Raw genomic sequence first — 12,766 nt, 5'->3', positions numbered from 1 at the left:
GTAAAAGCCAACTTGATAAATTTTTGATTCCTTATTAGGGATTTTAGATTCATAAGTCAAGTTTTGTTGTAAGCCTGTCAATACATTTTTATACTTTTCGTTCCAAAAATTATTGGCATCCTCATAAAAAGGAGTATCGTCTCCAACAAAATTTGCAACTCTTTCACCCAATTTTAACCTGTAACCAGATATCCTTTCCATTTCATCAAAGAAAGCATTGTTGGCTAAAATCAATTTATACTGATCATCAACTGCCCAAATAAGGTCTTCTGTACTGTTGATTACATGTTCTTGAAGAAGTTTAACCTCTGCTAATTTTTGATGCTGTCTTATTCTTGCGGTTATATTTTTGAAATATACAACTATGCCATTTTCCTTTGGAAAGGATGATATTTCGAGCCAAATGTCTTTACCAGGATAATATTCAACAAACTGCCTTTGCTCCCCGGTTTCCATGGTTATAGCGTATTCTTTAAAAAATTTCAGGTCAATGGCATCACCATAAACCTCCCATACATTTCTTCCAACTATTTCTTCACGTGGTTTTTGCAATATTTTCTCAGCAGCTTTATTCCAGTAGGTCACAACCCAATCTTTATCGACAGAGAAAAATCCATCGGTGATACTACCCAAGATTTCTTCTCTTTCTCGGTTAACTCTTTCTAACTCCTTTTTATATACCTCTTCTTCAGTAACATCATAATTAATCCCAACCATTCTCACCGGCTTATCTGAATTATTTCGGACAATATAGGCCACCGCTTTAATGAATCTTATTTCCCCTGAATCCGGGAGAATAATTCTAAATTGAGTATTATAGTCTTTATTTCCCATTAAGGCTTCTTGAATCAGAGAATCTTGGGCTTCACGATCTTCAGGATGCAAACTTAATTTCCATTCGGCATATTGATCTACTGAATTGCTTATATTTCTTTGATATAATTTTTGCATGGTTTCATCCCACACTATGGTGTTTTTCTCTATATTCCAGTCCCAAACTCCAATCGTGGAAGCCTTTGATGCCAATTCATAGCGCATTTTGGCTTCCATGATTTCTTGTTCAGTTTTTTTCCTTTCGTCAATGTCTTGGATACTACCGTAAATTCGATGAAGCTTTCCATTAATCCACTCTGTTTCAGCCTGCACTCTAACCCATATTGTTCTGCCTTTTGCTGTATCCAATTGAGCATCCAATTCAAAATGACTAATGTTACCTTTCGTGGCTAAATCAACCTTTTTTTTAATTAAATCACGTGATTGACCTTCTGTATAAAAGTTAATAGCACTTCCCAAATTAGGTATATAATCTTCATCTAAATCATGGATGAATTTTGTCATTGGCGACCAATACAATTTTTTTTGAGACAGATTAACTTCCCAAGTACCTATCTTAACTATTTCATTGGTCCTTTTTATTAAATCTTCTAGGTATTTTTGATGGGTTATGTCTTTTCCTACACAGTAAATAAATGATTCAGAAGGAAGGAAAGTGGCGGTTAGGTTGATCCATTTTATTTGGTCATTAATTAATATAGGTATGTCAATCTCATCGATCTTTCTAGATTGTTCAATTTTGGCTACAAAATCATTAAATTTTATTCGATCAGAAAAAGGTATCATGTTTCTGAAAGAAATGCCTTTTAATTCCGTTTCAGTGCATTCAAAGGTCTTTGAGGCTTCTTTATTTCCTTTGACCACTACTCCTTTGGCATCTGTTACAATTAGTAAATTAGGTATTAATTCAAATATAGTAAGCAGCTCGTTTTCACTTTTCAGTCGCATTATCTCCAGGCCCAACCGATTACTTAGGCTTTCAAAAAATGGGAAATGTTGTTCCAGTTGGATTTGTTTTTTACTTGTGAATATTGTTATAACCCCCACTAGGTCTTTGTTATTAAAAATTGGAATTCCAATAGCAGAGTTTAATCCGAAAATTTTCATTTCATCAATGCCTACGATATCAGCATTGTTTCTGCTGTCCTCCCAAAAAATAATTTGTCCTTTTTCCCAGGCAATACCAGGCAACCGAACACCATATTTTGCTTCCTTAAAAGAAGAGCGGAGCTTAGGAAAATCCTCATACTTAGCTTTGGAGGTACTAGTGATGACTTTGTTGAGCTTGCTGTTGTCAATATTCATTATCCAGCCCTCAGCTACTTCCAAGCCGGTAAAATTTAATATTACTTTTAGTAAGGCAGAAAATTTATCCTCAATATTCTTTGGTTGGGCAACAGCGAAGTTCATTTTTTTATAAACTTCTTCCAGTTCTCTTTTTTTAATCACATCTGTAACTTGTCGTTGGATACTTATCCAATTTGTTATCAAACCATTTTCATCAGAAATAGGTACCACTGAAAATTCAACCCAAAATTCGGTTCCGTCTTTCTTATAATTGATGGTTTCAATCCGGCAAGGATACCCATTCATCAAGGCTTTTTTTAACCTTTTCAATTCCTTTTTGTTACTTTTTTCACCTTGTAAAATTCGAGGTGATTTACCTACTATTTCCTCCTTTGAATATCCTGTTTGGGTTAAAAATGCATCATTAGCGAAAATTATTTTCGGTCCGGAAGGATTGATTTCATCCACTTCTGTGATTAAAATAGGATCATTGGCACTTTTGACAACCTTTTCCATTAAATTCAATTGGTGTTGTCTTACCTTTTTCTTGGTGACATCCTGCATGGCACCGAAAGCCTGAATGGCCTTGCCTTCTGGGTTCCTAATAAACACGCATTGTTCGAACACATAAGCATAGCTTCCATCTGATTTTTGAAAGCGGTAGTTCCCATTCCACTTTTGGTCCATTCCAGATAAAGCCTTTTTAAAATCATCTAATGTAACTTCGCGGTCTTCCGGATGTATTTTCTCAGCCAGTTCAGTGATATTGCTAATCTGTTCTGACCTATAGCCAAATAAAGAAGTGAAATTTTCACTCCATTCAAGTTTATCCAATCCTATATCATATTCCCAAGTAACATTGTTTGTTGCTTGGAGAACCAATTGGTAGCTGTTTTTACTTTTGTTTAAGGATTCTTTGGTTTTCTCCAGTTCGGTAATATCAAGACAAGAAATTAAAACCAATGGATAATTCTTATTATCAATCCATTGTATTTTTATTTTTAGGGTTAATGGTTCGGAATTGTTTTCCTTTGGAGTTAAGACTGTTTGAATAGTTGCACTGGTTTTGTAGGTTGCTTTATTTATTATGTTTTGAATTAGCCAGTCCTTTACTGCTGAAAACACCTCATAAATAAATTCAACCCTGTGTCCGGTTAAAACCGATAATTCAGTTGCCTTTTTGGATGATTGAATGATGGATAAATCGTCTGCCCTGCAAAGAAATTGAGCTACGCTACTTTCATCAAAAAGAACTTTGTAAAAATTTTTATCCAAATTGAGTGAAGGATAATTAGCAGATTTTTCATTATCGGTGGAGTTTCTATCAAATCTATTTTTCCGGTAGGAGGTGGTTAGAGATTTAAACAATTGAAATTTATCTAAACGCTCCAATACCAAAAAATCTTCTACTCCTTGATCCAATAATTTTATTGTGAATGTTAGGTTTTCCTGAGAGGTTAAAGCGATAAGTGGTACTTGGATAAGGCTATGATTTAATTGCCTAATGATATTACCAAAATTTTGATTTGTACTTTCTACCGTAAATAATACGCAATCAAAATTAATTTGTGGTATTTCTTTGACCGATTTGCACCATAAAAGTTGCTGATCGGTTTCTTTAAACTCCTCAAATGTTTTGTTTAACAGCAAATAATGTTTTGTGTTATTTGTTATTATTAAAATATTTTCAAAGTTAGGGTTTTTCATTTGGTCAAGTAATAAAGAATTGTAAAGCACTTGTGCTACTCAACAGTAGATACTTTTTTAATTCAGATCCAATTATTTTTCTTTTAAACCATATTCTTTAAAACAAATTATTAATTGTACAAAATGAATATTATATGGACTTTAGGCGTTTAATAAGGATAGTGCTTTATCAACTAAATTAATTTAAACTATTATAATTGAAATAAGCAATATTTCCCCATTAGCTTAACTCTATTGGTTGAATAATGTTTTAATTCTATTGCTTCATGAATTTATAGAATAGAGTACCTATTGGTTTTTTGAGTTATAATTGATCCGGGAGGGTATTTCTTGTAACATAAATTACATTAAAAAAATGAATAATTTATGTTAAAATGAAAATAAGCTGATCTTATATCAGCTTTAAACAAGCTTTACATTTTTTAAAATAGTTTAAATAGATATTAAGCTGGCTGTATAAATAATACGAATGGGTTTATCAGGGAAATTATAATGGGCAATAAAAAACTATTATAAGGTTAAATTAACCTTATAGATAAGTTTCCAATAATTATTATTTTGGGTGGTAAAAAAAAATAATATGCTACTAGGATTCTTTATTAAATCAGGGTTTAAATGGTGGTTAAGGCCTGATTTTAATGAATTTGACAGAAAAAACTCGCAATATTTTAGGGTTTATTTTATGGGGAAATTATCAGTCCTTGAATCACCCACCTGGATGATCTCTGTAACTACATATTCACTTGCTCCCCTCCAAGGGATTGGATTTAAATATTCTTTATAGCGAAGTTCTACAAATTTACCTCCGGAGCGTTCTAAAATTAAAGCCACGGAATCCCCTTCAGCACTAAATCTAAATTCATTGCTTTGAAGTGCACCGGGATTAGGGCTTTGGAAACCGTCCTGCACCAATCTTCCTTCCCATGTTTTAAAAATAAAGCCTTTCTTCTCAAAATAATTCAAATTCCCGGCTTTGACCCCTTCAGCAAATACAAAATAATACCTCCACCAAAAGACACCGGCAATTACAATAAGCAGCAGAATGATCGCAGGACCAATAAATTTTTTCATTATGATTTCAATTGAAGTTAAGGCTTGTCAAATATACTAATAAATCACAATTTTTGTATATTCATGAATTATTGTATCACGTTGCTTTTAACAAAATTAACGCTATTTATATACCATGAAATTTATTGATTATTATAAACTTTTGGGAATAAATAAAACGGCTACTTCTGATGAAATTAAAAAAGCGTACAGGAAGATGGCCAGAAAATACCATCCCGATCTCAATCCTAACGACAAAGAAGCAGAGAAGAAGTTTCAAGCCATTAATGAAGCCAATGAGGTGTTGAGTGATCCTGAAAAACGCAAAAAGTATGATCGGTATGGGGAGAATTGGAAACACCAAGAAACTGATCAAAATGCCGAGAATGGTAGGAGAGGGGGAAGTCAAAATCAATACAGTAATGCTGATTTTGAACAGGCTTTTAGGGATGGAGGATTTTCTGATTTTTTTGATTCGATGTTTGGAGGAGGGGGAAGAAGTTCCTCCGGCTCAAGCATTAAATTTAAGGGGCAAGACCTGCATGCTGCTTTAGAACTCCAATTAAGAGATGTGCTTGAATCCCACAAGCGTACTTTGGAAATCAATGGTAAAAAAATAAGGTTGACCATAAAAGCAGGAGTTGAAGATGGGCAAACCATTAAAATTAAAAATCATGGAGGTGAAGGAATCAATGGTGGGCCGAATGGAGATTTATACATTACTTTTAAAATCCACTCGGATCCCGAATATAAAAGGGAGGGAAGCGATTTGCATAAAGAGGTTAAAATAGATTTGTACACTGCCATTTTAGGTGGTGAAATAATTGTTTCCACACTTAGCGGTAAGGTTAAATTAAAAGTGCCTGAGGGTACAGAAAGTGGAACCAAAGTAAAACTTAAAGGGAAAGGTTTCCCTGTTTATAATAAGGAAGGTGTTTTTGGAGATTTGTATTTACAATATACAGTCGATATCCCCAAAAACTTAACAGCAGAAGAGAAAAAACTATTTGAACAATTGGCTAAGCTTAGAAATCATGGATAATTTAAAGGAAGACCTAGTTTCATTGGATAAGTTTTGCAAATCCTGTAATATTGACCTGACTTTTGTCTATTCCCTTGCAGAGCAAGACCTTTGTGAAATTATTGTAGTGGAAGAAAAACAGTATGTCTTACAGGATGATTTGTCACTTCTAGAGCGACTATCGCGTTTGCATTATGAGTTGGAAATCAATATGGAAGGATTATATGCCATCGCTCATCTACAAGGGAAAATTGAAAGCCTAAAAGAAGAAGTTAATTATTTAACAAGAAAACTCAATAGCTAATAATAAAAATTGTAGGTCGTACCAGGCTCGAACTGGTGACCTCTGCCCTGTCAAGGCAGCGCTCTGAACCAACTGAGCTAACGACCTATTTCTAATTACAATGATAATTCAAATTTGATAATTTGGCAATTAATATTATTTTATCTGTTGCACTTTTTTGAAGTTTTTTCTAATTCCTACTTGGAAAAAGAACCTCATCGATAGGCTTTGTTTTATCTCATGAAATAAAGAAACATCCTGCAGTGTTAGCTTGAAAAGGTTAGTTTGTCTAGTTCATAAAATTCGAATTTAAACTTAGAGAAATATTTTTTTCAATCCTGATTAACCTTTTCATTATTTTTTATCGCTTTTAGAAATATAACTCAACTAATTTCTAGAAACTATGAAAAATGCGATATCAATCAGAACAACTTCGTCTATTTGTATTTGCTTTTGGTTTGTACTTACTTCTTGTGAGTTAATTGTCAAAGATGTACCCATAAAGATTTCGCCGGATGCGGCGACCATAAGTGAATTTGTTAAGGACCTTGAATTTGATAAAAAGGAACTTTTCAATGAACAAAGTATTGCCGGCAACCAAAGTAGAGAGGAAGTAGGAGCACCTGTCAGGCGTGTGACATCAGGGAAAGGTTTTGTAACCACCTGTTTGACTCAGAAAATAAGTTTGAAAAATAATTTTGAGGAAATAGCCATTCTCCGTCCTACGGATGGGATAATATATCCGGGAGCACTTGTTATTGCTGATAAAGCCACCTTAGGAGGTTTGCCAACTCCGGTGACCATTGATCGCTCACCCATTGATCTCAGACTTGATTTACCAGGAATTGGGGAGAGAGGCAATATAGAAATAGAAAATGCAAGCAATACCAGCGTTCAGGCCAAAATTGATGAGGCCCTTGAGTGGTGGAATGCAAATGCCAAACCAGATGGCTATACCATAGCGTCTAATTCATCTTATACGGCAGCTACTTCCTATTCATCCAAACAGTTAAGCTTGGATGTCGGTTTGAATGTAGAGTGGGCCAGGGGAGATGCACAGGCGCAATTTAACTATACTTCAAGCAAAACCGAAAGAGTGGCCATGATGGTATTCAAACAGCGGTTCTATACCATAGCCATGAATGCGCCTGAAAATCCGGGGGAATTTTTTGGAAGGAATGCTACCATTGCTGATGTTAAAGCTAAATTTAGTCAAGATGGACCACCGGCCTATGTGCATTCGGTATCCTATGGTCGAATAATTATGTTTAGGATGGTAACGAGCGAGGAGGCCACAGATGGAGAATTGAAAGGAGCATTTAATTATGTGACAGGATTATCTTCTGCTTCGGGAGATATTGAAACAAAATACAAAACGATCCTGAATAAGGCTTCCATAACAGTTGTTACCATGGGAGGAGGAGCCCAAGCAACTTCATCGGCAATATCTGCCAAAAATTTCGGGGATTTAGAGGATGTACTGCAGGGAGAAAATGCCGTCTATAGCCGGGAAAATCCAGGTGTACCCATTGCATATAGCCTGAAATACCTTAAAGACAATACCAATGCAAAATTGGGGTATACCACTGAATATGAAATAGAAACCTGTACTGAAAGTGCATACCCTTCTCAAACTGTTTCACTAAATAATAGAAATGGATTTTTAGGGATGACCATGCGATTTACCATAACGTATAAAATTCTTGAGGATGGAAGTGTAAAGAGTAAAAGTATTCCAAGTGGGAATATTCCTACCAGTACAAAAAAAGTAGAAACGGTGCCAGCCGGAGCTTATAGTATTAGGATAGCAGTTGAATATAAAGACGGTTTAATATGGAAGTTTAGGGCGGATGAAAATTTTAGTAAGCCAACCAAAATCTGTTTGGAATCCACACAAAAAGGTTTTCCTACTAAAGTTGATGTTAATGTTGTTTCCTGTTAGGGAATATTCCATTAATATATTTAAGACCTGCTTGGGTAGATTTTGAAGCCTTGGAGTAAGTCTTTGTTTAAGTGACTTTACATTAAATGATTTTTGCGGTGGCATTGCTTATTCTCCAATCCTATCGTAAAAATCATTTAATATTATTTTGTCTGGCACTCAATAATTCTGATTTAATACTGTCAATATTTTCTTTAGATGGGTTTGAAGCTGCAAAATAGGTTTGTAAAGCTGCTTCGTAATAATGAATCGCTTCTCCAAAATCGCCTAAACCCATCAGGCATAAAGCAAGATCCCTTTGGCTTTGAGCAATTAACTTGTCTCCCTCCGGCAAGGAAGCCTGCCTTAACTTCAGACCCTTCACTAAATATTCTTTTGCTTTTGGAAAGTCATTTTCTTGCATGGCAATTTTACCCAAAAAAATTACTGGTGAGGCTTGTCGGGGATCTTCTTGAGGAAACAAATCTTGGTTTATTGAAATTGTGGTTATTAAACTAGCCTTGGCCTTCTCTATGGCCCCTGTTTTTAAATAAACTTTCGCCAGACTCTCTAATATTCCCGCATAGTAAGGATGCGATTTACCAAATAAGGAATCAATTTTTATTAATGCTTTTTCATACAATGGGACTGCTTCATTTGGCTGCTCCAGGAAACTATAAGTTCTTGCTAAATTCGACATACTCGCAATTGTTTCAACATGAGATTCTCCTAGTATTGATTTTCGTTGTTCCAGAGATGCCTTAATGTATTGCATGGCTTTTTTGTATTCACCGAGTGATTGGTATAGACTTCCTAAAAAATTATAGGTATAGGCAATTTCCAAATGGGGTGCAGTAAATAATTTTTCTTTCATAGCCAATGCTTCTAAAAGGAAGTCTTCACTTTTTTCTAAATCCCCCGTTTTTCTGGCTATTGCACCTAGCATATGCAACGAAAAAGCCAGATCGGTATTTGGCGGGGTAGTCAAAGCGTTATATAAATTGTAGGCTTCATTGATTGCTGAGTCAGCTTTCTGGTATTTTCTATTATCATAATATGAATTTCCTAGCTCCGTCAATGCAAGAGCCATGGTTTTACTATGACTTAGATCGTTTTTCTTTAGTCTTAGAATGGCCATATTTAAATAGCGGACTGCACTGTCCAGTTTTCCAAAGTAAAAAAATGATTTGCCAATTTCTATTTCATTTTGAGCCAATACATTTTGGGTAATCAAAGGTAATTTATTGTTGATATTGTATGCTGAAAAAGCTAGTTCCTGGGCTTTTTCATATTTTCCCAGATTATAAAATATAGGTGAAAGCCGTCCTAACATGTCGGCATACAGATATTTATCGTCACTTAGGTTCTTTTCCAAAGATTCAAAACCCTGATTCAAAAGTTGAACAGCAGTAATCGTGTCGGCTCCACCAATATTTGGATCTGCAGCCATAAAAACATCAGTCATTAAATCAGTTATTTGATTGGCTCTTTTGGCCTCCCGTATTGATAAATTTCGTTCCAACTTCAATTGATACGTATAAAAAATGACAGCACTAAAGAACAATAATACACCAACAAAAATTGAAGCCAGAATTTTGCTATTTCTTATAGTATATTTTTCTACTTTGTATTTCCATTCTTTTTTCCTGGTGGAAATGGGTAGATTATTTTGACTGGCATTGATATCCTGCATTAAATCACCAATGGAGGCATATCTTTCTTCAGGCTTCAATGCCATAGCCTTCAGACAAATGTTTTTGAGATCACTAGCCGTAAATTTCGAGGGATTTTTCGCTTGTAAAACAAAATCCAATTCGCCAGCAGATAATTTTTCTTTGGCCAGTTGCTCCGGTGCATTGAGTACTGTTTGAAAAGGATGGGATTTGGAGCACAATTCAAATAATATAGTACCTAGAGCATAAATATCAGCGAGGGTAGTTGGTACTAATTTACGAATTTGTTCCGGAGCTGCATAGGCCAGTGTAAAGCTACCCTTAAAATCATGGCGGTCTTCCTGCAAACGAGCTACGCCAAAATCCAATAATTTTACAGAATGTGATGTATTTACTAGAATGTTAAAGGGTTTGAGGTCAAGATGGGCAATCAATAACTGATGGGCATATTGTACTGCCTCACAAATTTGAAGGAATAAATCCAATCGTTGGGACAATGAACAATTATTAAGGTTACAATATTTCATTAAAGTACGACCAGAGATGTACTCCATAGTAAAATAGGGTCTTCCATCTTCGGTAAAATCTCCATCATATAGCCTTGCAATTCCATGATGATTTAATTTAGCAAGAATCTGCCTTTCCTTATGAAACCGATCTTTTAGAAATGAATTTGTTACCTGAGACTTCATTAATTTTATGGCCACTATTTGATCAAATTGACCGTCTTCTCTAGATGCTTTAAAAACCGTTCCCATGGCCCCTGAGCCAATTGTTTCTGTTAATTTAAAAACTCCTATTTTTTGACCAATAAGTAATTGATCATTGTCCCAGGTATTCAACAATTGATTGGGGGTGAACTTAAATATCGGATTGGGTGAACTATCTGCTAATAGGAGTGATTTTAATTCATTATAAGTTTCAGGGTCGGAAATCTCCAAAATATCAAGAATTTTTTTTTGCTCGCCTTCGGTTTTATCGGCAATTGTATGGAATATATTCCCTACTTTTTCCCATAAGACAGTATTTGAGCTCATTCGAGTATTAATTTAGTTCTTTGCTAAGCCAGGCCTTTGCCAATCTCCAGTCTCTTTTGACAGTTTCCTCAGATACTCCTAGCATAGCGGCTATTTCCTTGTATTTATACCCTCCGAAAAAATGATACTCGACCACCCGGGAATAGCGTTTATTGATTCGTTTAAGGCTATTCAAGGCATCATTGAGGTTAATTAAGCCCTCAGGTGTTGTGGTAGCAACTTGTTCATTACTATCTCCATAAGTCAATTGGATTTGATGTCCACCTCTTTTTTGACGGTTTTTTTGTCTTGCATAATCCACTAAAAATCTACGCATGGCGATTGCAGCAATGGCTAAAAAATGATTTTTATTATTGATTTCTCCCTGGTATTTGTCCATTTTCATATAAACCTCATGCACCAAAGCACTTGTATCCAGAGTTAAAGCATTGAACTCGTATTTTAATTTATTGCTTGCTTTCAACGAAAGTTCTTCATAGCAAACCTGAAACATTCTTTTTTTATGAGAATATTGGACTTCGTTATTTCTGGGATTGTTTAAGTCAATAATATCCATGATTTGCCAACTTTTATTCTGTACAAATTAAGATACATCGGTTAATTCAGCAAATATTATTGGGAAAATCTTTCTTTGTTTTTGTCTGGATTAACCCGGATCATTCCATCTAACTCCTAATAAACTTGGAGTGATCATAGTAAAATTGGGAAATTGTATCTATTTTATCAGCTCGGAAAAGGTGAAATATCACTACCACGAGTGTAGCCTGTGGTTCAGTGAATGTACTTTAAATGATTTTGGCTTTATTACCTTACATTTTTCCAGGTCTTCGAATGCGGGTTAAAACAATAAAACAAATGTTGTTCCTTTTGAAATTTCTGAATGGACCCTTATGCTTCCACCATGCAAATGCATGATTTGCTTTGAGAAACTTAGTCCAATACCAGTCCCGTCTTGTTTGGTAGTGAAAAAAGGAACAAAAATTTCTTCAATTTGCTCTTGTGGAATACCGGGTCCGTTATCCCTTATTTCAATATATTTTCGACCCTGATCGTCGATGGCGGCTTTAATAATCAATTTGCTTTTGTCCTGGCCTTCCATGGCCTGAATAGCATTTTTTGAAAGATTGATTAATACCTGGGCCAGTTGTTTTTCATCTATGTAAAATTCCAAATCATCGGGCACAACTATTACCTGAAAATTAAGGTTTTGATTGTAATTGTCCATACGCATCAACACCTTCACCCGTTCCAGTAAGCTTTTAATTTTAACCAATGATTTGTCTGGATTTGGAAGATCTAAAATGCTTCTATAAGATTGAACAAATTCCATTAAATTCTCTCCTTGAATCCGAATTACATTTAACCCTTTTACCGTATTTTTAATTTGATTCTCATTCAGATTTTCCCATTTCAACTCCCCACCATCATCAATTTTATAATATTTTGACAAGGACTCTGAAATTGAGGTGATGGGGGTGATGGTGTTCATGATCTCGTGGGTGAGTACCCTTATCAGACGTACCCATGAATCTGTTTCTTTTTCATCTAGTTCTTTGTGCAAATCCTGTACAGTCACAAGCAGAAGCGATTTGCCCTCCAGATTGATAGGAACAGCTTTGAAAAACAACTGGTTCTTTTCACGTTCATTTACCAATTGGTAGTTTTTTTGTTCAAAGGGCCCGAGTTGTTCTATAAGTTCAAAAAGTTTTTTATCGATTTGACTCAGTTGCTTGATATGCAACAGTGGCCTGAAGTTAAGTAGTTTTTCCAGAAATGGGTTTGAATAAAGAATATGCCCTTTTTCATCTATAGTCATTATTCCAATGTCTATCTGCTTTAAAATTTCCTGATAATAACGTTCTCTAATTTGTAGTTTTAGCTGAACGTCCTGAATCAATTGGTTTACTCGGTTAAGACTAGAATTGAGCTCTTTAAAAGAAAGAATAGGAACTT

Annotated in this window: 8 protein-coding genes and 1 tRNA gene; 3 read left to right on the top strand and 6 right to left on the bottom strand. The window is 35.1% G+C overall.

Translation table 11 applies throughout. From position 1 onward, the window contains the following. Together AAC037_RS07960 and AAC037_RS07955 are read right to left on the bottom strand one after the other, a co-directional pair. A partial coding sequence (locus AAC037_RS07960; protein WP_339902480.1) for a PAS domain S-box protein occupies positions 1-3,771 on the bottom strand: 3,771 nt, incomplete at its 3' end. A gap of 732 nt (positions 3,772-4,503) precedes the next feature. Beyond that, complete coding sequence (locus AAC037_RS07955; RefSeq protein WP_339902479.1) at positions 4,504-4,899, bottom strand: hypothetical protein; 396 nt, start codon at positions 4,897-4,899, stop codon at positions 4,504-4,506. 115 nt (positions 4,900-5,014) lie between these two features. Here AAC037_RS07955 and AAC037_RS07950 point away from each other — a divergent pair, with 115 nt between their 5' ends. Further along, the gene (locus AAC037_RS07950; protein ID WP_339902478.1) at positions 5,015-5,920 is read left to right on the top strand and encodes a J domain-containing protein; all 906 of its coding nucleotides are present in this window, start codon (positions 5,015-5,017) and stop codon (positions 5,918-5,920) included. Next, positions 5,913-6,203 (top strand): chaperone modulator CbpM, encoded by a 291-nt coding sequence (locus AAC037_RS07945; RefSeq protein ID WP_339902477.1) that lies wholly within the window; start codon positions 5,913-5,915, stop codon positions 6,201-6,203. Before AAC037_RS07950 ends, AAC037_RS07945 begins: the two co-directional genes overlap by 8 nt. A gap of 12 nt (positions 6,204-6,215) precedes the next feature. On the opposite strand, the gene AAC037_RS07940 is transcribed toward AAC037_RS07945, so the two are convergent. Further along, positions 6,216-6,290 (bottom strand) — tRNA-Val (locus tag AAC037_RS07940). Between the two features lie 295 nt (positions 6,291-6,585). On the opposite strand from AAC037_RS07940, the gene AAC037_RS07935 reads away from it, so the two are divergent. Next, positions 6,586-8,124 carry a thiol-activated cytolysin family protein gene (locus AAC037_RS07935; RefSeq protein WP_339902476.1) on the top strand — a complete coding sequence of 513 codons (1,539 nt, stop codon included), beginning with the start codon at positions 6,586-6,588 and terminating at the stop codon, positions 8,122-8,124. A gap of 133 nt (positions 8,125-8,257) precedes the next feature. Here AAC037_RS07935 and AAC037_RS07930 read toward each other — a convergent pair whose 3' ends face one another. From AAC037_RS07930 to AAC037_RS07920, 3 genes are all read right to left on the bottom strand, one after another. Then, entirely contained in the window at positions 8,258-10,813 is a 2,556-nt protein-coding gene (locus AAC037_RS07930) for a serine/threonine-protein kinase (RefSeq protein WP_339902475.1), read from the bottom strand. Between the two features lie 7 nt (positions 10,814-10,820). Beyond that, the gene (locus AAC037_RS07925) at positions 10,821-11,369 is read right to left on the bottom strand and encodes an ECF-type sigma factor (RefSeq protein WP_339902474.1); all 549 of its coding nucleotides are present in this window, start codon (positions 11,367-11,369) and stop codon (positions 10,821-10,823) included. A gap of 282 nt (positions 11,370-11,651) precedes the next feature. Continuing rightward, the coding region (locus tag AAC037_RS07920; RefSeq protein ID WP_339902473.1) for an ATP-binding protein at positions 11,652-12,766 on the bottom strand (1,115 nt) is incomplete at its 5' end.

Source organism: uncultured Cyclobacterium sp., assembly GCF_963976465.1.
In the GTDB taxonomy this organism is placed as follows: Bacteria; Bacteroidota; Bacteroidia; order Cytophagales; family Cyclobacteriaceae; genus Cyclobacterium.
This window is presented reverse-complemented; position numbering and strand designations above follow the sequence as displayed.

Coding starts and splice junctions, on each gene's coding strand:
- AAC037_RS07955 (WP_339902479.1), bottom strand. CDS start 4,899: ATGAAAAAATTTATTGGTCCTGCGATCATTCTGCTGCTTATTGTAATT.
- AAC037_RS07950 (WP_339902478.1), top strand. CDS start 5,015: ATGAAATTTATTGATTATTATAAACTTTTGGGAATAAATAAAACGGCT.
- AAC037_RS07945 (WP_339902477.1), top strand. CDS start 5,913: ATGGATAATTTAAAGGAAGACCTAGTTTCATTGGATAAGTTTTGCAAA.
- AAC037_RS07935 (WP_339902476.1), top strand. CDS start 6,586: ATGAAAAATGCGATATCAATCAGAACAACTTCGTCTATTTGTATTTGC.
- AAC037_RS07930 (WP_339902475.1), bottom strand. CDS start 10,813: ATGAGCTCAAATACTGTCTTATGGGAAAAAGTAGGGAATATATTCCAT.
- AAC037_RS07925 (WP_339902474.1), bottom strand. CDS start 11,369: ATGGATATTATTGACTTAAACAATCCCAGAAATAACGAAGTCCAATAT.